Source organism: Pseudomonas sp. FBCC-B545 (assembly GCF_059134095.1).
Genome location: NZ_CP101441.1, coordinates 5,070,521 through 5,091,464 on the forward strand (window position 1 = coordinate 5,070,521; position 20,944 = coordinate 5,091,464).

Consider the following 20,944-nt stretch of genomic DNA (forward strand, 5'->3'; position numbering starts at 1 on the left):
TAGTTTTGCATCAGCCTTAAGTCCGTCTTCAACTCGCCCTCCTCGTCCTGCCCCGTTATACTTGCCGGCTTTCCTGAATAAATGCCAACTAGGGTCCCGCCGCGCATGGATAAGACCTACCAGCCCCACGCTATCGAAACTTCCTGGTACAACACCTGGGAGTCCGAAAACTATTTCGCCCCACAAGGTGCCGGCGATTCCTACACCATCATGATTCCGCCACCGAACGTCACTGGCAGCCTGCACATGGGCCATGGCTTCAACAATGCGATCATGGATGCGTTGATCCGTTTCCGCCGCATGCAGGGCCGCAATACCTTGTGGCAACCGGGCACCGACCACGCGGGTATCGCCACCCAGATGCTGGTGGAGCGTCAACTCGAAGCCACCGGCCAGAGCCGTCACGACCTGGGGCGCGAGAAATTCCTGGAAAAGATCTGGGAATGGAAAGACCAGTCCGGCGGCAATATCAGCCGTCAGATCCGTCGCCTGGGTTCGTCCGTAGACTGGAGCCGCGAGCGCTTCACCATGGACGACGGCCTGTCGGAAGCCGTGAAGGAAGCCTTTGTACGCCTGCATGAAGACGGCCTGATCTACCGCGGCAAGCGCCTGGTCAACTGGGACACCAAGTTGCACACGGCCATTTCCGACCTCGAAGTGGAAAACCACGACGAGAAAGGTTTCCTGTGGAACCTGAAATACCCGCTGGCTGACGGCGCCAAGACCGCCGAAGGAAACGACTACCTGATCGTCGCCACCACGCGTCCGGAAACCATGCTGGGCGACGCCGCCGTCGCGGTTAACCCAAATGACGAGCGCTACCAGGCGCTGATCGGCAAGTTCGTCGAACTACCGCTGGTTGGCCGTCGCATCCCGATCATCGCGGATGATTACTGCGACCCTGAGTTCGGCACCGGCTGTGTGAAGATCACCCCGGCCCACGATTTCAACGACTACGAAGTCGGCAAGCGTCACAACCTGCCACTGCTTAACATCTTCGACAAGAATGCCGCCGTGTTGCCGGCCTGCCAGGTGTTCAACCTGGACGGTACGCTGAACGACAGCATCGACGGCAAGATCCCGGCCGAATACGCCGGTCTCGACCGCTTCGAAGCGCGCAAGCAGATCGTTGCCGCGTTCGACGCTGCCGGGTTGCTGGTCAGCGTTGACGACCACGGCCTGAAAGTGCCGAAGGGCGACCGCTCCGGCACCGTGATCGAGCCGTGGCTGACCGACCAGTGGTACGTGTCCACCAAGCCGCTGGCTGAGCCTGCGATTGCCGCCGTGGAAGATGGCCGTATCCAGTTCGTGCCCAAGCAATACGAAAACATGTACTTCTCGTGGATGCGCGACATCCAGGATTGGTGCATCAGCCGCCAGCTGTGGTGGGGTCACCGCATCCCGGCCTGGTACGACGAGTCGGGCAAGGTTTACGTTGGCCGCGACGAAGCCGAAGTACGTGCGAAGAACAACCTGGGGCCGGACGTTGCCTTGCAACAGGACAACGACGTCCTGGACACCTGGTTCAGCTCGGGCCTGTGGACCTTCTCCACCCTGGGCTGGCCGCAGCAGACCGAGTTCCTGAAGAAATTCCACTCCACCGACGTGCTGGTCACCGGTTTCGATATTATTTTCTTCTGGGTTGCCCGGATGATCATGCTCACCATGCATTTGGTGAAGAACGAAGACGGCACCCCGCAGGTGCCGTTCAAGACCGTATACGTGCACGGCCTGGTACGCGATGGCCAGGGCCAGAAGATGTCCAAGTCCAAGGGCAACGTCCTGGACCCATTGGACATTATTGACGGGATCGACCTGGAAACCCTTGTGCAGAAACGCACCTCGGGCCTGATGCAGCCGAAGCTGGCGAAAAAGATCGAGAAGCAGACCCGCGACGAGTTCGCGGATGGCATCGCCAGCTACGGCACCGACGCCCTGCGCTTTACCTTCTGCTCGCTGGCCTCTACCGGTCGCGACATCAAGTTCGACATGGGCCGCGTCGAAGGCTATCGCAACTTCTGCAACAAGATCTGGAACGCTGCACGCTACGTGCTGGACAAGGGCGAAGACTGCGGCCAGAACGGCGAAGCCTATGAGCTGAGCCTGGCCGACCGCTGGATCATCTCGCAGCTGCAACGCACTGAAGCCGAAGTGACCCGCCAGCTCGACCAGTTCCGTTTCGACCTGGCCGCACAGGCTCTGTACGAGTTCATCTGGAACCAGTATTGCGACTGGTACCTGGAACTGTCCAAACCCGTGCTGTGGGACGAAAACGCACCGGTCGAACGCCAGCGCGGCACCCGTCGTACCCTGGTGCGCGTGCTGGAAGTGGCGTTGCGCCTGGCGCACCCGTTCATGCCGTTCATCACCGAAGAAATCTGGCAGCGCCTGGCACCGCTGGCCGGTATCGAAGGCAAGACCATCATGCTGCAACCTTGGCCGGTGGCCAATGAAGCACGCATCGATGCGGCCGCCGAAAGCGATATCGAATGGCTCAAGACCCTGATGCTCGGCACGCGCAACATCCGCGCCGAGATGAACATCGGGCCGGGCAAGCCATTGGCGGTGTTCGTCAAAAACGCCAGCGCTGAAGATCAGCGTCGCCTCAGCGAGAACGACGCGCTGCTCAAGAAGTTGGCGAAGCTGGAGTCGATCACCGTATTGGCTGCCGATGCCGAAGCGCCGCTGTCCGCCACCGCGTTGGTCGGCGACATGGAAGTGCTGGTGCCGATGGCTGGCCTGATCGACAAGGGCGCGGAACTGGCCCGTCTCGACAAGGAAATCGCCCGCCTGCAAGGCGAAGTGCAACGCGTGGGCGGAAAGCTGTCCAACGCGGCGTTCGTCGACAAGGCACCGGCAGAAGTGATCGACAAGGAACGCGCCAAGTTGGCCGAAGCTGAACAGGCTTTGGGCAAGCTGGCCGAGCAACATGCGCGGATCTCCAGCCTGTAAGGTTTGATTCGCGTGAAAAAAGAGACCTCCGGGTCTCTTTTTTTGCCTCTGTGGGAGGGGGCTTGCTCCCGATAGCGGTGGATCAGTCTCAATATTCTTGACTGTCACACCGCTATCGGGAGCAAGCCCCCTCCCACATTTGACCGGGTTGAGCTCAGGATGTGTGACAATGGCCGCCACTTTGAGCCAACACCAGAATCAACATGACCGCCCCCACTACGCCTAAACCTCCGCGCAAGAAGCCTAAATCCGCTACCCCGGCCAAGCCCGTGGTTGCGCGCAAAGAGGCTACCCTGCACCCGCGCAACCGCCACACAGGCCGTTACGACTTCCCGGCGCTGATCAAGACCACGCCAGAACTGGCGCAATTCGTGATCATCAATCCCTATGGCAAGGAGAGCATCGACTTTGCCAGCCCGGATGCGGTGCGGGTATTCAATCGGGCCTTGCTCAAGTCGTTCTATGGCATCGAGCATTGGGACATCCCGGCCGATTACCTGTGCCCGCCGGTGCCGGGGCGTGCCGACTATGTGCATTTTCTCGCCGACCTGCTGGCCAGCGTCAACGACGGCAAGATCCCGCGCGGCTCCATCGTCAAGGTGCTGGATATCGGCATGGGAGCCAACTGCGTCTACCCGCTGATTGGCTATATGGAGTACCGCTGGAACTTCCTGGGCTCGGAAGTCGACCCTATAGCCGTCGCCGCCGCCAGGGCCATTGTGCAATCCAACGACCTGAGCAAGGTCATCCAGCTGCGCCAACAGCCCAACCCCAAGCAGATCCTGCTGGGCCTGCTGGAGCCGGGCGAGCGCTTTGACCTGACCATGTGCAACCCGCCGTTCCATGCGTCCATGGACGAAGCCACCAAGGGCAGCGAGCGCAAGTGGCGTGCCCTGGGCAAGGCCGATCCGAAACGCAAGTTGCCGGTTCTCAACTTCGGTGGCCAATCGGCCGAGCTGTGGTGTGAAGGCGGCGAAGCGCGCTTTGTGACGCAGCTGATCGCCGAAAGTGCGCATTTTGCCCACAAGGTGTTGTGGTTCAGCACCCTGGTGTCAAAAGCGTCAAACCTGCCCGCGATCCAGACCGCGCTGAAAAAAGCCGGCGTGCTGGAAAGCCAGGTGGTGGAGATGTCCCAGGGGCAGAAGCAAAGCCGGTTTGTGGCGTGGACGTTCCAGACCAAGAATGAGCAGCAGATCTGGCGCCAGCGCTGGGTCCGCTAGCCCACCTGTAGGAGCGAGCTTGCTCGCGAAAAACACCAAGGCGCCGCGTTCAACCAGGACGGGCGCGTTATCGTTAACGTCTTTCGCGAGCAAGCTCGCTCCTACAGTTAGTTAGAAAAACCGCAGGCAACAAAAAACCGTGCCCGGATCACTCCGAAGCACGGTTTTTTTTACTGCGTCTTACTTGTTAACAGCGTCGGTCAGGCCTTTAGCCACAACCAGCTTGATAACTTTCTTGGCAGCGATTTCGATGGCAGCGCCAGTCGAAGGGTTACGGCCAGTACGGGCAGGACGCTCGGTCACTTTCAGCTTGCCAATGCCTGGCAGAGTGATTTCGCCGCCGTTTTCCAGCTGATCAGCAACGATCTGGCCCAGTTGGTCCAGAGCAGCACGCGCGGTGGTTTTTGGCGCGTCGATAGCTTCAGCGATATCAGCGATCAGTTGGTCTTTAGTCAAAGCCATTGTGGTGTTCCTTCCCTATCAAATTCATATGGATTGCAGAGTGCAGTGTCAGCCGTCGAGCCCGACCGTCATGGCCTGGCATCCCCGGCCATAACCACGGAGATCGGGGTTATAGATGCTTGAAACGGGGATTGGTTCGACCTGACAAATGCTGAATGCACGCTTAACGCCGAGACTTGGCGTAAGACCGGGCAAAACTAGCACAGAGACGGGGAAATATCCGCCTCAACATACCCATTTGGTCAGCTTTATCGCTCTAAACCGTGAAAAAAAGGCATATGGCCGGTCGGAGAAGGGCAAAATGCCCTTCGGGGCACGTCTTGACCAATGGGTGCGGTACACTGGGCGACTTTTCGGGGAGGCTAACCGCTCCCCCTTCAACCAGCCGAGAAGCCTATGCCGATCCGTCATTGCATCGTCCACCTGATCGACAAAAAACCCGACGGCACACCCGCAGTTCTCCACGCCCGCGACTCCGAGTTGTCCGAGTCGGCCGCCATCGAGAACATGCTTGCCGACCTCAACGAGAGCTACAACGCCAAACAAGGCAAGGCCTGGGGTTTCTTCCACGCTGAGTCCGGCGCGCACCCGTTCAGCGGCTGGTTGAAGGAATACTTTGATGGTGGCCAGGATTTCACCACTTTCAGCCGCACCGCCGTGGAGCACCTGCAGAAGCTGATGGAGGAATCCAACCTCTCCACCGGCGGCCACGTGCTATTTGCCCACTACCAGCAAGGCATGACCGACTACCTGGCGATCGCCCTGCTGCACCACAGCGAAGGCGTGGCGGTGACCGACGAGCTGGACGTGACCCCCTCGCGTCACCTGGACCTGGGCCAGTTGCACCTGGCAGCACGCATCAACGTCTCCGAGTGGCAGAACAACAAGCAGTCCAAGCAATACATCTCCTTTATCAAAGGCAAGAACGGCAAGAAGGTCTCGGAGTACTTCCGCGACTTTATCGGCTGCCAGGAAGGCGTCGACGGCCCGGGCGAAACCCGCACCCTGCTCAAGGCGTTCAGCGACTTCGTTGAAAGCGAAGACCTGCCTGACGAATCCGCCCGCGAAAAAACCAAGACCCTGGTGGACTACGCCAGCAGCCAGGCCAAGCTCGGCGAGCCCATGGGCCTGGAAGAACTCTCCGGCTTGATCGATGAAGATCGGCCAAAAGCGTTCTACGACCATATCCGCAACAAGGACTACGGCCTGTCGCCGGAAATCCCGGCGGACAAACGCACCCTCAACCAGTTCCGCCGTTTCACCGGGCGCGCCGAGGGCTTGTCCATCAGCTTTGAAGCACACCTGCTGGGCGACAAAATCGAGTACGACGAAGCTGCCGGCACCTTGATCATCAAGGGCCTGCCGACCCAACTGACCGACCAGCTCAAGCGTCGTAATTGATGCTGGGCGGGGTCTTCAAAAAAGTCCTGCTGGTATTGCTGGTGGTGGTGGTGATCCAGAACTGGGGCAAGGTCGAGCGGCTGTTCAACCCGTCCCAGGTGGTTTCGGAGCAGGTACGCAGCTCGGCGCGTGTGGCGCTTTATTCCACTGACTGGTGTGGATACTGCAAACAGATCCGGCGCTTTCTGGACCAGAAAGGCATTCCTTACCAGGCGCTGGATATCGAGAAAGACGCTCAGGCGCGCATGGCCTATGAGGCGCTGGGCGGCGGCGGGATTCCATTTGTGGACGTCAATGGCACATTGATCCGCGACTACAACCCGGATGCGATCATGGCAGCCCTGAAATAACCTAATTCCTGAAACACCGTGGATCAAATGTGGGAGGGGCGGTGCGACGATTCGACTTGCCCCCGATAGCATTGAGTCAGTCAATGAAAATGGTGACTGATTCACCGCTATCGGGGGCAAGCCCCCTCCCACATTTGGTTTTGTGGTGAACTTAGAAGTTGGCCTCCAGCGAGACCATCGCCGTGCGCTCCTCCCCTACGTTGTAATACGCCGTGCTCGGCGCCAGGCCGTTGACCGGTGCCGAGTTGAACGCCACGGTGCGGGCCGAGCTGAGGTATTCCTTGTCGAAGACGTTGAGCATCGACAAGCGCAGGGTCGCCGACTTGATGACCTTCTTGTCCACCGGCAAATAGATACCGGCATTGAGGTCAAACACCGTGCGGCCGTCGATTTTCTCCTTGTTGGTCAAATCGCCATAGAAGCTGCCGACATACTTGCCCGCCACGTTGCCGTAGAACCGCGAGTCGTCATAGCCGAACACCAGGTTGAACATGTTTTCCGGCACGTTGGCCAGTTGCTTGCCAGAGGTGGGCAACAGCACATTCTTGCTGAGCAGATCGTCCTTCTGCTCGGACTGGGTGTAGGTGTAGGACGCGTAGTAGTTGAAGTTGTGGGGCAACAAACCACTCCATTCCAATTCCAGGCCTTTGTTAGCGACACTGCCAACGTTGAGCACCATGTAGTCGCCACTGGCATCGGTGGTCGACACCTGGCGATCCTTGAAGCTGATGTAGAACAGGGTCGCGCTCAAGGCCATGTCGTCTTCGGTGTAGCGCCAGCCCAGCTCCTGGTTCCAGCTCAACTCGGACTTGAGGCTGACGGAGTCGCCTTTGTTGTACAGCACATAGTTGGGCGGCGTGCGCATGTTGCGGGTGACGTTGTAGAACGCCTGGTTGCTCTCGTCGACCTGGTACTTGGCGCTGAAGCTGGGCAGGAATTGGTGGTAACGGGTGTTACGTTTTTCCGGCTTGTCGTACAGGCTGCCGAGGTTGTTGCCGTCACGTTCGACGTATTGGTAGGCCACGCCGCCGACAAAACTCAGGTCCGGCGTGGCTTGCCAGCTGTCCTGTACCCAGAGCTTCTGCGATGGGGTGACGGTGTAGTAGTGACGACCTTGTACCGTCGCGCCGTTCTTGTCGACCACCTGGCCGCCGCTGTTGTAGTCGCCCCACACATCATCCGGCGCGCCTTCGCCGTTGATGCCGATAAACGGCTGGGTCTGGCGCTGGCGTGCGCGTTCATACCAATAGCCGTAATCCAGGCTGTGTTCGTCGTTGATATCCCACTTCATTTTGGCCGTGACGCCGGGCCGCCAGGTCTCGGTCCACGAAGGGCGATAGTAGTTGGCCGATTGCAGGTTGCCGAGGTCGTAGTTACCGGCTTTGTCGGATCTCGGCCCCAGGTTGGAGGCAGTCTGGCCGCTGAAGCTGCCACCGTTGGACCAGTAGTAGTACGGCGTGACCGTCAACGACAGGTTGTCTTGCAGTTGCCAGCGCTGGGTCAGCGTGGCGTTGACGCTTTCAAAGGGGTTGCGGTTGAGCTTGTAGGACGCAGACAACAAACCGGCCTTGTACACCGGGCTTTCAGCGTAGTCCTTGCGCCGTCCTTCATTGTCGAACTGCGACTTGCTCAGGCTGTTGTAGTTGTAGTTTTCCTGCTTGTTGTACTTGACCGTGGCCAACGTGGAATTGCCGTTGTCACCTTCTAACAGGCTGCTCCACTCGATTTTATCGCTGCGCAGGGTGCCCTTGCCGCGCCACTTGTCACCTTCCAGGTGCGATGCCGAGACCCAGGTCTTGAGACCACCGAAATCGCCAGTATTCGCCCGCACGAAGGTCTTGCGCAGGTTATTGGTACCCAAGGTCTGCTTGGCAAAAACCCCCGCCTCCTTGGTTGGCCGCATCGTGATCATGCCGATGTTGCCGCCGCTGGAACCGATGTGCGGGCCGTCGGTCTCGGAGGAGCCCTGGGTGGCGAACACTTCGGCAAGGTTTTCCGGGTCGCCCAGCTGGTTGGAATACACGCTGTAGTTGCCAGAATCGTTGATCGGCACGCCGTCCACCGACACCCCGACCTGGTCCGAACTCATGCCGCGCATAGTGAAGTTGGTGCCGCTGGTGCCGCTGGCGTCATCGCTGGAAACGTTGATGCCCGGCGTGTATTTGAGCTTGTCGATGGCGTTGGCGGTGGCCGACATTTCGTCCATGGCCTCCTTGGTCACCGTCGAGCGCGCCTTGGCACTTTCTTCGCGAATCATGTGGCCGTTGCCCAGGGTCTGCTTGCCGGCAACGTTCACCGAACCTACGTCCTGGGTGTCATCAGCCATAACCAGCGGTGCAAAGCCGCCCAGGCCCGATGCCAGAAGCAGGGCATAAAGAGAGTTGTAGTTCACGTGTAGATCCCTTACTGACATTGTTGTGTTGTATGGGGCAGAGGTGCTCTTCCTGACCACTTGCTCAGGAACCCAGGGATGATCCACGGCACGTGTAACCGTTTGGTGACAGGTTTTAGCGATTGCGATGAAGGTTCGGTGAACGGCGTTGGCCTAGCGCAACACGATGACTCGGCCCAACAGCCTGTGTTGTTCGAAGCCCAGCACCGCTTGCAAGGCGTTCAATACCGCCAACGGGTCCTTGCTCGGGAAACTGCCGCTGACGCGTTTGGCGCCCATCTCTTCATTGAGCAGAAGCAATCGGCCAGGGTAATAACGACTCAAGTCCTGGACCACATCGGCCAGCGGCGCCTTGTAGTAGTTGAGCCAACCATCGCGCCAGGCCAGGCGGGATTCGCTGTCGACAGCGTGCATGGCATCGGCAACGCCATCGGCGTAGGCCACTTGCTGGCCTGCTGTCAAAACCTGCTGCTGGCCCTGTTCCGATGGTGTGACGCCCACCCGGCCGGACAGTACGGTAACCTCGGCTCCGGCCGGTTGCAGGCGCACCTCAAACTGGGTGCCCAGCACCTGCGCTTGACCACCGCCCGCCTCCACCACAAAGGACTGGCCGGTGTGTGCCACGCTGAAAAATCCCGCGCCACGCCGCAGCTGGATATGCCGTTGACCATGGCTGAAATCCACGGCAATGGCGCTGTCGGCGTCAAGGGTGACCACGGATTGATCGGTCAGGATGAAGGTCTTCACCTCCCCCGGCGCCGTCACGTAGTCAGCACCCAACTCATCGACCCAGCGCGACGGCTGCCAACCGGCGCCCATCGACACCATCACCAGCAGGCAGGCGGCCATGGCCAGCGCGCCGGACCAGCGCAGTGCACGGGAGCGCCTGGAGGAATTCATCTTATTGAGGTAGGCCTGCAAGGCCAGCGCGTCCTCATCGGCCAGCTTGCGCGCCGGCTCTTCGCTCAGCTCCCACAGTACCTGAGCCTGGGCGTACGCCTCGGCATGCGCGGGATCGGCGCGCAGCCAGCGGCTGAACGTTGCCTGGTCGCCGCTGCTGGGCTGGTCATGCAGCAGGCTGAGCCAGTCAAGGGCGGCCTGTTCCTGGGCGGGTGTCGGCGTGATGTTCACGGTGCTTTCCCTGGCGTGCGTGGCTGCGTTGGTTCACGAAGGCTGGCCTTGCAGGCTTCGAGGGCGCGCATCATATGTTTTTCCACGGCACTTTGGGACAGCCCCATGGCCTTGGCAATTTCCGCATACTTGCGCCCGTGGATACGGTTAAGCAGGAAAATCTGGCGGGTACGCTCGGGCAAATTGCGCAGGGCGGTTTCCACGTGGCGCAGATCGTGGCCTGCCTCCAGTGCGGCCTGGGGTTCGCAGACTTGGTGATCTGATTGCTCGGGCAACCAGCCTTCGCTGCTGCGTACTCGTGCACCTTCGCTGCGCAGGTGATCGATGGCGATATTGCTGGCGCAGCGCAGCAGGTAGGTGCTGAGTTCTTCAACCTGAATCAAGGGGCGACGCCAAAAGCGCAGGAACAAATCCTGCACCAGGTCGGCCGCTGTGGCACGGCAACCGACGCGGCGACTGACCAGCGCTTCCATCTGCGAACGCTGGGACAAAAACACCTGCAGGAAATGCGCACGTCCACCGGCCGCATCGGTGTGCGGGCGGTCCTGGGGTTCCGGCGGTGGGCTGATCATCATGGCAGGCTCAGGACAGGGCTAACGCCGCGACAGGGCTGGCCAGCAGGCTGAGGCCTGCCAGAATCAACGCCAGCCTTGGCCGATATGGCAACAGCAGTACCAGCAATAAGGCGCTGAGCATCAACACTGCACACCACTCGACCAGGCCCTGACTCCAACCTGAGGCACGCACCGCCGGCCAGATCGAGACACTCAATAATAACCAGCCGCCCAGGCGCAGCCCCAAGCGCCGCTTCGACGTGGGTTTGCTGTGCAGCAGCTCGCCGTGATGACGGTCGGTGGAAAGGCACAGCGCGGTAAACCCGGCGTAGCACATCAGCAGCGCGAGGAGCATCAGCCGGCCTCCTGCTTGAGCGTCAACCTACGCGCACGCTCGGCTTTGGGTTGCGCCGCGGTATGGCGTTGCATCTTCCACGCCGCCCAGGCAAGGAACATACCGCTGGCCAGGCAGGTCAGGTCGAAGCCGGCCATGGCCCAGTCGCCGTTCATCAGCGAGACGCCCAAATGCTGCTGGGTGGTCATTGCGTTAAGCAGCGGGATCGCCACAAACAGCAGCGCGCCGATGCTCAGTTGTTCGACCCAGCCTCGGCGACCGCGACGCAGCATCGCGTGCAACAAGCTCAGGCCCCAGGCGACAAAGAAGGCTTGCACCTCCCAGTCGGAGCGCGCGGCGAAACTTACCGGTAACAGGCGGTTGGCCCAGAAAAACGCGGCGATGGCGATCATCAAGCCACCCATGCTGGCGATGTTCAGCACCTCGACCAGGCGTAATTCAAACGGCATCGCTGCGCTCTTGGCGTGCTTGAGCTGACGCTTGCCGAGCCAGATCACCAGCCCTGTGCCGATCATCGCCGTGCCCGCCAACCCGCAGATAAAGTACAGCCAGCGCAGCACCGGACCGGCAAAATGGCCCATGTGCAGGCCGTAGAAACTGCCACCGACGACCGCCGGCAGGGACGGCTCGCCACTGACCCTCAACAACTCGCCGGTGGTGCCATTGAACGACACGGTATTGCCGAAATTATGCACCACGCTATCGGAGCCGGCGCGGAACACATTGACTGACGCGTTCACATCCCCAGGGTTGTTGACCGCCACCCGTCCCACATGGCCGCCCGCCCACTGCTCCCGCGCCTGCTGGTACATCGGCAATAACGGCAGCAACTGGCCCGGTTGGCCGAGGGCCGGCGCATTGTCGGTGTTGGGAAACAGCTCCTTGAAGAACCCCCGGCTGTCGTCGCCATAGGACGCCATGATGGGCGCCGGCATCACCATGCTCATGAAAATCACCAGGCTGCTGTAGGTGATCATCAGATGAAACGGCAGCACCAGCACACCCACCGCGTTGTGCCCGTCCAGCCAGGAACGCTGGCCTTTGCGCGGGCGGAAGGTAAAGAAGTCCTTGAAGATTTTCTTGTGGGTGATGATGCCGGTGATCAGCGCGACAAACATCACCATGGCGGCGATGGTCGACAGCCAGCGGCCCCACGGGTAAGGCATTTGCAGTTGGAAGTGGAAACGATAGAAGAACTCGCCGCCCTTGCTGTCGCGGGCCTGCACCGGTTGGCCGCTGACCGGGTCGAGGATTTTCTGGATGAAGGTGCCGCGCTTGCCCGGCTCGACCTTGTCTTGCCACATCACCGACAGGCCAGGGTCGCGACTGTTCGGCAGAGTAATGAACCAGCTTGCGGCTGTGGGCGCCTGTTGTTGCAAGTAGCTTTGGGCCACGGCAAGGCTGCGCCCGTCATCCAGGGGATGGGCCTGCACTTCGGGTTGCATCCAGTGGGTTATTTCGTCTTTGAAATAGGCCAGGGTGCCGGTCAGGAAAATCGCGAACAGCAGCCAGCCGAAGATCAACCCGGCCCAGGTATGCAGCCAGGCCATGGCTTGGCGAAAACCCTCTTTCATGTGCGCACCATCCACAAACCTACGCCGGCCAGAGTGGCAAACAGCGCGCTTGGCAGCATCACCCCCGCCCAGGCGCGCCACGCAGTGCGGCAGGCAAAGCACCACAGCACCGCCAGCAGGTAGAACACAAACGAGCTCATCATGCCGGTGACCACCGCGTCGGCACGCGATGTGGGCATCCACAACGCCAGGCAGATGGCGGCCAGGGACGCCATCAGGTAGCCGCCGATAACAGCCGCCAGCACACGCGAGGTGACGGCGAGGCGGTAGGAAACGGGCAATGAGGTTTTGCTTTTCATGCGGCAGCGCCAAGGTGATCAGCGCGCAATATTAATGATAAATATTCTCATAAGCAAAAGAGAACGGATGAATCACCTGCCGTGGCGGATTGCCGAACCTCGTCGCCGCCCCTACAATGCGAACAATTCTTGTTCTCTAAAGCATGGCGATGCTTACGGAGTGATTGCGTTGCAGCCGTCCAATACCGTCGAAGTTCTGTACAACGACCATCACCACTGGCTCACCGGCTGGTTGCGACGCAAGCTCGGCTGCCCGGAAAACGCCGCCGATCTGGCGCAGGACACCTTCATCCGCGTGCTCAGCGCACGGGACACCCCGACCCTGATCGAACCCCGTGCCTTCCTCACCACCGTGGCCAAGCGCGTATTGTTCAACTTCTATCGCCGCCAGGATCTGGAGCGCGCCTACCTCGATGCCTTGGCGCAAATGCCCGAGTACGTCGCACCGTCGGAAGAAGACCGCGCAATCATCCTGCAAACCCTGCTGGAGCTGGACCAACTGCTCGATGGCTTGCCCAGGCTGGTCAAGCGGGCCTTCCTGCTCGCCCAGCTCGATGGCCTGACCTACGCGCAGATCAGCGCTGAACTGGGCATCTCCATCGCCACCGTCAAGCGCCACCTGACCAAAGCGGCCATGCGCTGTTACTTCGCGTTATGAACGTCTCCAGCCAAGTCGCCGAACAAGCCGTGCACTGGCTGCTGGAAATGCAGCAAGGCGCGCTCACTCCACGCCAGCAAGCAGCCTGGCAACAATGGCTGAATGCCCACAGCGAGCACCAGCGCGCCTGGGAACAGATCCAGCAGGTCAACCAACGCCTGCGCGGCATGCCCTCGCCCCTGGCCCACGCGGCGTTGAATGCCCCCACCCTGCGCAGCCGGCGCCAGGCGCTGAAGTTGCTGCTGATCCTGGGCGCCGGTTCGGCAGCAGTTTGGAGCCTGCGCCAGCAACATATCCTGCCACCGCTGAGCGCCGACTATCGCAGCCCGGTGGGCCAGCGTCGCACCGTGCAACTGGCCGATGGCAGCCAGTTGAAACTCAACACGGGCAGCGCAGTGGATGTGCATATCGATGGGCAGCAACGGCTGATCCGCCTGCTCGAAGGCGAAATTCTGCTGACCGCCCATGCAGGCAATACGCCGTTGCGCGTGCTGACCGGCCAGGGCCTGCTCAGCAGCCAGGCGGCGCGCCTGAATGTGCGCCAGTTCAACGACCATACCCAACTCGCAGTGCTGGCCGGTCAGGTCGAGGTCACGCCCAATAACTACAATGGCTTGCCACTGAACGTAGCGGCCGCGCACCAGATGAATTTCACCCGCAAAGGCTGGGACACCCCGCGCCCGACCGACGCCAACAGCGGCGCCTGGGCCGACGGTATGCTGGTGGCCGCGCATATGCGCCTGGAAGATTTCCTCAGCGAACTGGGGCGTTATCGCCGCGGCCAGCTGCATTGCGACCCGCAAGTGGCGAACCTGCTGCTGTCCGGCAGCTACCCGCTGGATGACAGCGAACGCATCCTCGACCTGCTGGAAGTCAGCCTGCCGGTGAAAGTGCGGCGCTTTACCCGCTACTGGGTGACCGTGCAGGCACGTGCCTGAATTTATTTTGCGTTTAAGTGAGCCGTTTTCCGCACCTGGCGTGACAGAGAAGGAAAGCCACCTTGATCCTTCCTTCTCAGGACCGCCTTCATGCCCCAGCAACCGACGCTTCTCGCCCGCACCTTGCGCCAACTCCTATTGGGCGCCAGCCTCAGCCTGACCGTCCTTCCCCCCGCGATGGCGGCCGACACCAAGACCTACCACATCGCGCCGACCACCCTGGAAGCGGCCCTGAATCAATTTGGTCGCGAAGCCGGGGTGCTGGTGTCTTTCGGTTCCGAAGTGACGGCCGGCATGCAAAGCCGCGGCCTGTCGGGCAATTACAGCGCCGCCGACGGCCTGCAGAAATTACTGGAAGGCACCGGCCTGCAAGCCCGGGCCGAAGGTGACAATGCCTACAGCCTGCAACCGACCGGCGTCACCGCCCCCCTTGAATTGCAAACCTCCAACGTGGTCGGCGACTGGCTCGGTGACGCAGCGCAAACCAACGTGTTCGAACACCCCGGCGCCCGTGACGTTATCCGCCGTGAAGAGTTTGAACGCCAAGGCGCAACCCAGGCCCGCGATGTGCTCAACCGCATCCCCGGCGTCAATGCCCCGGAAAACAACGGCACCGGCAGCCACGACATGGCGTTGAACTTCGGCATTCGCGGGCTCAACCCGCGCCTGGCGTCGCGCTCCACGGTGTTGATGGATGGCATCCCGGTGCCTTTTGCGCCCTACGGCCAGCCACAGTTGTCCTTTGCGCCGATCAGCATGGGTAACATGGACGCGGTGGATGTGGTACGCGGCGGCGGTGCGGTGCGCTACGGCCCGCAGAACGTCGGTGGCATCGTCAACTTCGTGACCCGCGCTATCCCGGATGCGCCCACGGTCAAGGGCGGGTTGCAGACCGAGACCAGCCCGTCTTCCAGCCACGATGGCTTCAAGACCACCGGCAACCTGCTGGCCGGCGGCACTGCCGACAATGGCCTGGGCGGCGCGCTGCTGTACTCGGGTACTCGGGGCGGCGACTGGCGCGAAAACAGTAATACGCGCATCGACGACCTGATCCTCAAGGGCAAATACCAACTGGACGACGCCAACAGCTTCAACGCCATGGCGCAGTACTACGAAGGCCAGGCCGATATGCCCGGCGGTTTGAACGTCAAGGACTACAAGGCCGATCCGTATCAGTCCACCCGCCCCTACGACAAGTTCTGGGGCCGCCGTACGATGTTCAACGTCGGCTATCGCTACGAGCAGGATCGTCGCGAATTCACGGTCAACAGCTTCTTCACCAAGACCCTGCGCAGCGGTTATCTGGACCAGGGCAGCTTCCTGTCGCTGTCACCACGCGAATATTGGGTACGCGGCCTCGAGACCCGCTTCGCCCAGGGCTTCGACCTCGGCCCCACAAGCCATGAAGTGGGCGTCGGCTACCGCTACATCAATGAAGCCGGCCACGAACTGCGCTACCGCACACCGATTGCCGCCAACCAGCAAATCCCGACCACCAACAGCCGCAACGACCGCGACACGCGCGGTGGCACCGAAGCCAATGCGTTCTTCATCGACGACCGCATCGATATCGGCAAATGGACCATCACCCCGGGCATTCGCTACGAGATGATCGAGTCCCAGCAGACCAACAACCTGAGCAACGTCAAATACAAGGGTGACTACAACACCGCGCTGCCGGCGCTGAACGTGCTCTACCACCTCACCGACGACTGGAACCTCTACGCCAACACCGAAGGCTCGTTCGGCAGCGTGCAGTACAGCCAGATGCCCAACCGCGTGAACAGCGGCGAAGTCAAACCGGAAAAGGCCCGCACCTGGGAGCTCGGCACGCGCTATGACAACGGCACGCTGCGTGCGGAAATCGGCGCCTTCCTGATCAACTTCGACAACCAGTACGACAGCAACCAGACCAACGACACAGTGATCGCCCGTGGTGAGACGCGCCACCAGGGCATCGAGTCGAGCATCAACTACGCCCTTGACGGCCTGAGCCCGGCACTGGCGGGTTTCGATGTGTATGCCACTTATGCCTATGTTGACGCGACCATCCGCGAAGACGGCCCGAACAAAGGCAACCGCGTGCCCTTCTCGTCCAAGCATAAAGGCACCCTCGGCGTGGGTTACACCGACGGCCCGTGGAAGCTGAATGTGGACAGCAGCTACCAGAGCAGCCAGTTTGCCGACAATGCCAACACCCAGGCCGAAAGCGCCGACGGTGCCAATGGGCGCATTCCCGGCTACATGCTGTTCAGCAGCCGTGCGGCCTATGACTTCGGCCCGCAACTGGCGGATTTGAATGTGGCGGTGGGGGTAAAGAATATCTTCAACAAGCAGTACTACACCCGCTCGTTTGACGATAACAACAAGGGCAAGTACGTGGGTGAGCCGCGTACGGTGTATGTGCAGACGTCCATTGCGTTCTGATCTGCCTCCAACCTGCAGACCGTAACAAATCCAAATGTGGGAAGGGGCTTGCCCCCTCCCACATTTGATATTCAGTGTGTCCAGGATTGAAGTACATCCGAGGGTCTAGCTACCCGCCAGGCAACTGGGCGTACCGGCCACCAACGCATCGATGGCACAACGCGTCTTGGCCGGCATATGCACCGCCGTCGGCCAGACTACATGGATCGGCGCCGGCTGCTCGCGATAGCTTGGCAACACTGCCTGCAATTGCCCGCGCAACGCATAGTGGGCGATCAACCAACTCGGTAACCAGGCCAGCCCTACGCCCGCGATGACCGCATCGGCTACCGCTTGGAGATCATCCAGCACCAAGGGCGAGGCCAGGTGCGAGCGATGCGTGGTGTTGCTGCGATAGGCAATGCCACGATGACCGGTCAGGTCTTCGATACTTTCAATGCTCCCCCTGCGCTGCAGATACGCCGGTGACGCCGCCAGCCCCATGACCTGCTGCCCCAGGCGGCGTGCACTCAGGCGGTCGGTATCCGGCAACGTGCCGATCCGCACGGCCATATCGAAGCCCTCCTGGGCCAGATCAATCATGCGGTCGGAGAAGCAAATCTCGATTTCCAGTTCAGGGTAACGCTCCATCAAGCCCCACAACGCCGGAGCCGCATAGTGGTGCCCGAAAGCCAACGGTACGCTCGCCCGCAGCCGCCCGCGTGGTTGTTGCCGACCACTTTCGAGCACCGATTCGGCGGCTTCCAGTTCGGCCAAGGCGCGCAGGCAATGCTCGTAGTACGCCTGCCCGTCCTCGGTCAATCGTTGGCGGCGCGTAGAGCGCTGCAGCAGACATGTGCCAAGCCGCGCCTCCAGGCGTGCCAAGCCTTTACCGACGGCCGAGCGCGTGAGGTTAAGGCGCTCGGCGGCTTCAGTGAGGTTGCCGCTCTCGACGATTTGCAGAAACAGCTCGACGCCATCAAAACGTGGGGTAGCCATGGGTTAATTGTCGCCCTTGATTCCCTGATCACTGGAAAACTTATCACGAATAACGAATCAGATTCCCGCGAGAATAAACCCTCTCTTATTTGAAAGGAACCTGTCATGCCGCCCGCCGCTGCTGTATCGGCCCTCCAATCGCCGAGCACCGCCAGAAATGGCTTGGCCCTCACCGCCGTCTGCCTGGTGGCCCTGATGTTCGGCCTGGAAATCTCCAGCGTGCCGGTCATCCTGCCAACCCTTGAACAGCAACTGGGCACCGGTTTCCAGGACGCCCAGTGGATCATGAACGCCTACACCCTGGCCTGTACCAGTGTGCTGATGGCGGCGGGTACCTTGGCGGACCGCTTCGGTCGTCGGCGCATGTTGGTGTTGTGCCTGTGGCTGTTTGGCCTGGCTTCGCTGGCCTGTGGCTTGGCGGAGAGTGCGTCGACACTGATCGTGGCGCGGTTCGTCCAAGGCATTGGTGCTGGCGCGATGATGATTTGCCAGTTCGCCATCCTGTCCCATCAGTTCCGCGACCCGGCGGCGCGAGCGCGAGCCTTCGCGATATGGGGAGTGATTGCCGGCGTGGGCCTGGGGTTCGGGCCGATGGTCGGGGCATTGATCCTGGCCGTGGCGGACTGGCGCTGGGTGTTCCTGGTGCACGTACCGCTGACCCTGTTCACCCTGGTGCTGCTGCATGCCAGCGTGCAGGAATCCCGTGACCCGGCCAGTCATCGCCTGGACATCGCCGGTATGCTGACCTTGACGCTGACGGTGTTCGCGCTGGTCTATTTCATCACCCAGGGCAGCGAGTATGGCTTTGGCACTCCGGCGATGCTCGGCTGGGCCGGCCTGTCCTTGATAGGCATGCTGCTGTTCATTTTGATCGAACGGCGCAGCCCACACCCGATGTTCGATTTCTCGGTGTTCCGTATCCAGCGCTTCAACGGTGCGTTGATGGGCTCGATCGGCATGAACTTCAGCTTCTGGCCGTTCATGATCTACCTGCCGTTGTATTTCCAGGCGGGGCTGGGCTACGACACCCTGACCACTGGCGCCGCTCTGCTTGCCTACACCTTGCCTACCCTGCTGGTGCCACCCCTGGCCGAACGCCTGGCCCTGCGTTTCGGCGCCGAACGCATCATTCCCCTGGGCCTGGGTACGATGGGCGCGGGGTTCCTGGCCATGGCCGCCGTCAATGTCGCCGTACAGCCAAGCACCGCACTGGTATTGCTCAGTTGCGTGATCGCCGGCATTGGCCTGGCGTTGACCAACTCGCCCACCACCAACACCACCACCGGGGCCGTCTCGGCTGACCGTGCGGGCATGGCGTCGGGCATCGACTTCAGCGCACGACTGATCACCCTGGCACTCAACATTGCGTTGATGGGACTGGTGCTGTTACTGGGGATCAGCCACCACCTGGCCAACGTGCTGCCTGACAATACGGCATTGGAGTGGGCAGCGCTCAGCCAGCATATTGCGGCGGGCACGCTGAACGCGCCGGGGCTGACCGCCGTTGATGCGCAGACGGCACTGCGCACCGGCGCCGGTTGGGCCATGCTTTTTGCGGGCTTGGGGGCTTGCGGATTAGCCGCGCTGAGCCGGTATTTCTTCAGGCTCCGTGGCTGAACGAAAACGGGCCTGCATATGCAGGCCCGTTTTCAGTGGGGGTTTAAAAAACGGTCAGCCGTTGATTGCAGCGTTTTCGTTTTCCAGGAATTCCTCTTCAAGCGCGTCTTCATTCACTTTGTTGATTGGCTGGGTTTTCGCGGCAGCGCGGGGCTTGCCTTGCAGTTTGCCAAACAGGTGTTCCAACGCATGGTCCAGCTTGGTGGCGGCGCCATCGATCGCTTGTTCCAGCGTATCGGCTTTATGGCACACGGAAACCGGTTGATGGCCCTTTGGCCGTGCTTCCAGGCGGCAACTTAAATCGTGGGGACCGGGCTTGTCGCCGTTCTCATCCCGCAGGTAGACCTCAACGCGGGTCAGGTCTTCTTCGTAACGTTCGAGCGTGCTCTCAATGGTAGTACGTACCCACTCCTCCAGTCGGATGCTGCTTTCAATATGGTTATCGCTATTGACTTGGATTTGCATAGTTCTTCCCTTATTTCAGCTAGCTCGCCAGAGGTCACAAACTGCAACACCAGGGTGGTGAAACCATGACCTCCTGATTACACAATTGAGCACCTGCTGAAACAATTCAACCCCTTTGCAAAGATAAATCCTACATTACAAATTAACCCTGACGACGGGCAAAAACGCTGGTAGGGTGGGGAGTTAGTTACATCTTCTTACGACCTGCCAACCTCATAATTGCGCCTCTGCCAAGGGGTGCAAAACGCGAAAAATCCCTGCTTCCTCCACCAGCCAATCATGCACCGCACGCACGCCCGGATGGTTCAACGCACCCGGCGCATACAGCAGCACGTAGCGTTTATGGTTGGGCACGGCCAGGCCGAATGGCACGATCAGGGTGCCTCGCTCCAGTTCATCATTGAGCAAGGTGCGTCGCGCAATTGCCACGCCCATGCCGGCAATGGCGGCTTCGATGGTCAAGTGATTGCGATTGAAGGTATGCCCGCGCCGCACATCCGCACCGTGATAGCCGATGGCATTCAGGTAAAACTCCCACTCGGCATATTCATAACTCCCACGCCAGGCGGTGATGTCGTGTAGCAGTGGGAAGTGCGCGAGGTCAGCCGGGCCGTGCAACGGTGGCCGGCCACGCAACAAGCTGGGCGCGCATACCGGGAATATCTGCTCGTCCAGCAGGGCTGTGGATAACAAGCCGGGGTAGCTGCCGTCGTTCAGGTCAATAGCAAGGTCGAAATCACCTTCATGCAAGGCGATGCTGCTGTCCTCGGCGACCAGGCGCAATTGAATATCCGGAAAACGCTGCTGCAAACGCGGCAGGCGCGGGGTCAGCCACTTGCCGAGAAACGACGGGATCGAACGCAAGCGTAAGGTGCCGCTGATCATTCCCGCGTCCAGGCGCCGCAATTCCGCATCAATGCTGCCATAGGCCTCCCCCACCACGGCCGCAAGGCGCTGCCCCTCGGCGCTGAGCTCCACCCCGCGCGCACGCCGATGAAACAACCGAAACCCCAGGCGTTCCTCCAGCTGGCGAATCTGCTGGCTCACCGCACCTGGTGTGATGTGCAGTTCTTCGGCGCAGCGGGTGAACGACAGGTGCCGTGCAGCGCAGGAGAAAACATGCAACCAGACATAGGTCTGGCCATTGAGGGGGCGAGTCATAGGGTTTAGT

General features: G+C 60.7%; 18 protein-coding genes. 8 read left to right on the forward strand and 10 right to left on the reverse strand.

Annotated elements, in window-relative coordinates; genetic code table 11:
• Positions 1 to 105: 105 nt before the first annotated feature.
• Positions 106 to 2,952 carry a valine--tRNA ligase gene (locus NMB39_RS23440; RefSeq protein WP_124399473.1) on the forward strand — a complete coding sequence of 949 codons (2,847 nt, stop codon included), beginning with the start codon at positions 106 to 108 and terminating at the stop codon, positions 2,950 to 2,952.
• Between the two features lie 203 nt (positions 2,953 to 3,155).
• On the forward strand, positions 3,156 to 4,172 hold the full coding sequence (gene rlmF / locus NMB39_RS23445; protein WP_057021461.1) for a 23S rRNA (adenine(1618)-N(6))-methyltransferase RlmF: 1,017 nt from the start codon (positions 3,156 to 3,158) through the stop codon (positions 4,170 to 4,172).
• Between the two features lie 180 nt (positions 4,173 to 4,352).
• Here the strand turns inward: rlmF and NMB39_RS23450 are convergent, their stop codons facing one another.
• Positions 4,353 to 4,634: an HU family DNA-binding protein gene (locus NMB39_RS23450; protein ID WP_005785131.1), complete on the reverse strand. Its 282-nt coding sequence runs from the start codon at positions 4,632 to 4,634 to the stop codon at positions 4,353 to 4,355.
• A gap of 396 nt (positions 4,635 to 5,030) precedes the next feature.
• Here NMB39_RS23450 and yejK point away from each other — a divergent pair, with 396 nt between their 5' ends.
• Both yejK and NMB39_RS23460 read left to right on the forward strand, forming a co-directional pair.
• Positions 5,031 to 6,035 carry a nucleoid-associated protein YejK gene (yejK, locus tag NMB39_RS23455; protein WP_003171997.1) on the forward strand — a complete coding sequence of 335 codons (1,005 nt, stop codon included), beginning with the start codon at positions 5,031 to 5,033 and terminating at the stop codon, positions 6,033 to 6,035.
• Positions 6,035 to 6,385 carry a glutaredoxin family protein gene (locus NMB39_RS23460; protein ID WP_494340002.1) on the forward strand — a complete coding sequence of 117 codons (351 nt, stop codon included), beginning with the start codon at positions 6,035 to 6,037 and terminating at the stop codon, positions 6,383 to 6,385. Before yejK ends, NMB39_RS23460 begins: the two co-directional genes overlap by 1 nt.
• 151 nt (positions 6,386 to 6,536) lie before the next feature.
• Here the strand turns inward: NMB39_RS23460 and NMB39_RS23465 are convergent, their stop codons facing one another.
• From NMB39_RS23465 to NMB39_RS23490, 6 genes are all read right to left on the reverse strand, one after another.
• Complete coding sequence (locus NMB39_RS23465; protein WP_494340001.1) at positions 6,537 to 8,777, reverse strand: TonB-dependent receptor domain-containing protein; 2,241 nt, start codon at positions 8,775 to 8,777, stop codon at positions 6,537 to 6,539.
• Positions 8,778 to 8,930: 153 nt separating this feature from the next.
• On the reverse strand, positions 8,931 to 9,908 hold the full coding sequence (locus tag NMB39_RS23470; RefSeq protein ID WP_494340000.1) for a FecR family protein: 978 nt from the start codon (positions 9,906 to 9,908) through the stop codon (positions 8,931 to 8,933).
• The gene (locus tag NMB39_RS23475) at positions 9,905 to 10,483 is read right to left on the reverse strand and encodes an RNA polymerase sigma factor (protein WP_464005729.1); all 579 of its coding nucleotides are present in this window, start codon (positions 10,481 to 10,483) and stop codon (positions 9,905 to 9,907) included. The genes NMB39_RS23470 and NMB39_RS23475 overlap by 4 nt, the downstream gene beginning before the upstream one ends.
• Before the next feature lie 7 nt (positions 10,484 to 10,490).
• A complete protein-coding gene (locus tag NMB39_RS23480) occupies positions 10,491 to 10,817 on the reverse strand; it encodes a DUF3325 domain-containing protein (RefSeq protein WP_057021465.1) in 327 nt (108 codons plus the stop codon).
• Complete coding sequence (locus tag NMB39_RS23485) at positions 10,817 to 12,391, reverse strand: PepSY domain-containing protein (protein ID WP_494339999.1); 1,575 nt, start codon at positions 12,389 to 12,391, stop codon at positions 10,817 to 10,819. The genes NMB39_RS23480 and NMB39_RS23485 overlap by 1 nt, the downstream gene beginning before the upstream one ends.
• Positions 12,388 to 12,690 carry a DUF3649 domain-containing protein gene (locus NMB39_RS23490; protein WP_043048646.1) on the reverse strand — a complete coding sequence of 101 codons (303 nt, stop codon included), beginning with the start codon at positions 12,688 to 12,690 and terminating at the stop codon, positions 12,388 to 12,390. Before NMB39_RS23490 ends, NMB39_RS23485 begins: the two co-directional genes overlap by 4 nt.
• Before the next feature lie 169 nt (positions 12,691 to 12,859).
• On the opposite strand from NMB39_RS23490, the gene NMB39_RS23495 reads away from it, so the two are divergent.
• From NMB39_RS23495 to fecA, 3 genes are all read left to right on the forward strand, one after another.
• Complete coding sequence (locus NMB39_RS23495) at positions 12,860 to 13,348, forward strand: sigma-70 family RNA polymerase sigma factor (RefSeq protein ID WP_306957154.1); 489 nt, start codon at positions 12,860 to 12,862, stop codon at positions 13,346 to 13,348.
• Positions 13,345 to 14,286, forward strand: a complete 942-nt coding sequence (locus tag NMB39_RS23500; RefSeq protein WP_494339998.1) for a FecR domain-containing protein — start codon at positions 13,345 to 13,347, stop codon at positions 14,284 to 14,286. The genes NMB39_RS23495 and NMB39_RS23500 overlap by 4 nt, the downstream gene beginning before the upstream one ends.
• A 90-nt stretch (positions 14,287 to 14,376) precedes the next feature.
• Complete coding sequence (fecA, locus tag NMB39_RS23505; RefSeq protein ID WP_057021468.1) at positions 14,377 to 16,713, forward strand: TonB-dependent Fe(3+) dicitrate receptor FecA; 2,337 nt, start codon at positions 14,377 to 14,379, stop codon at positions 16,711 to 16,713.
• A gap of 105 nt (positions 16,714 to 16,818) precedes the next feature.
• On the opposite strand, the gene NMB39_RS23510 is transcribed toward fecA, so the two are convergent.
• Positions 16,819 to 17,691 carry a LysR family transcriptional regulator gene (locus NMB39_RS23510; RefSeq protein WP_057021469.1) on the reverse strand — a complete coding sequence of 291 codons (873 nt, stop codon included), beginning with the start codon at positions 17,689 to 17,691 and terminating at the stop codon, positions 16,819 to 16,821.
• Between the two features lie 105 nt (positions 17,692 to 17,796).
• Between NMB39_RS23510 and NMB39_RS23515 the strand changes: the two genes are divergently transcribed.
• Positions 17,797 to 19,308, forward strand: coding sequence for an MFS transporter (locus NMB39_RS23515; RefSeq protein ID WP_494339997.1), 1,512 nt, complete (start codon positions 17,797 to 17,799; stop codon positions 19,306 to 19,308).
• 54 nt (positions 19,309 to 19,362) lie between these two features.
• On the opposite strand, the gene NMB39_RS23520 is transcribed toward NMB39_RS23515, so the two are convergent.
• A complete protein-coding gene (locus tag NMB39_RS23520; protein WP_032877636.1) occupies positions 19,363 to 19,773 on the reverse strand; it encodes an HPF/RaiA family ribosome-associated protein in 411 nt (136 codons plus the stop codon).
• A 213-nt stretch (positions 19,774 to 19,986) separates the two neighbouring features.
• Complete coding sequence (locus tag NMB39_RS23525) at positions 19,987 to 20,934, reverse strand: LysR substrate-binding domain-containing protein (RefSeq protein WP_057021471.1); 948 nt, start codon at positions 20,932 to 20,934, stop codon at positions 19,987 to 19,989.
• Between the last annotated feature and the right edge of the window lie 10 nt (positions 20,935 to 20,944).

Coding starts and splice junctions, on each gene's coding strand:
- NMB39_RS23440 (WP_124399473.1), top strand. CDS start 106: ATGGATAAGACCTACCAGCCCCACGCTATCGAAACTTCCTGGTACAAC.
- NMB39_RS23490 (WP_043048646.1), bottom strand. CDS start 12,690: ATGAAAAGCAAAACCTCATTGCCCGTTTCCTACCGCCTCGCCGTCACC.
- NMB39_RS23515 (WP_494339997.1), top strand. CDS start 17,797: ATGCCGCCCGCCGCTGCTGTATCGGCCCTCCAATCGCCGAGCACCGCC.
- rlmF (WP_057021461.1), top strand. CDS start 3,156: ATGACCGCCCCCACTACGCCTAAACCTCCGCGCAAGAAGCCTAAATCC.
- fecA (WP_057021468.1), top strand. CDS start 14,377: ATGCCCCAGCAACCGACGCTTCTCGCCCGCACCTTGCGCCAACTCCTA.
- NMB39_RS23485 (WP_494339999.1), bottom strand. CDS start 12,391: ATGAAAGAGGGTTTTCGCCAAGCCATGGCCTGGCTGCATACCTGGGCC.
- NMB39_RS23525 (WP_057021471.1), bottom strand. CDS start 20,934: ATGACTCGCCCCCTCAATGGCCAGACCTATGTCTGGTTGCATGTTTTC.
- NMB39_RS23480 (WP_057021465.1), bottom strand. CDS start 10,817: ATGCTCCTCGCGCTGCTGATGTGCTACGCCGGGTTTACCGCGCTGTGC.
- NMB39_RS23450 (WP_005785131.1), bottom strand. CDS start 4,634: ATGGCTTTGACTAAAGACCAACTGATCGCTGATATCGCTGAAGCTATC.
- yejK (WP_003171997.1), top strand. CDS start 5,031: ATGCCGATCCGTCATTGCATCGTCCACCTGATCGACAAAAAACCCGAC.
- NMB39_RS23510 (WP_057021469.1), bottom strand. CDS start 17,691: ATGGCTACCCCACGTTTTGATGGCGTCGAGCTGTTTCTGCAAATCGTC.
- NMB39_RS23520 (WP_032877636.1), bottom strand. CDS start 19,773: ATGCAAATCCAAGTCAATAGCGATAACCATATTGAAAGCAGCATCCGA.
- NMB39_RS23460 (WP_494340002.1), top strand. CDS start 6,035: ATGCTGGGCGGGGTCTTCAAAAAAGTCCTGCTGGTATTGCTGGTGGTG.
- NMB39_RS23475 (WP_464005729.1), bottom strand. CDS start 10,483: ATGATGATCAGCCCACCGCCGGAACCCCAGGACCGCCCGCACACCGAT.
- NMB39_RS23500 (WP_494339998.1), top strand. CDS start 13,345: ATGAACGTCTCCAGCCAAGTCGCCGAACAAGCCGTGCACTGGCTGCTG.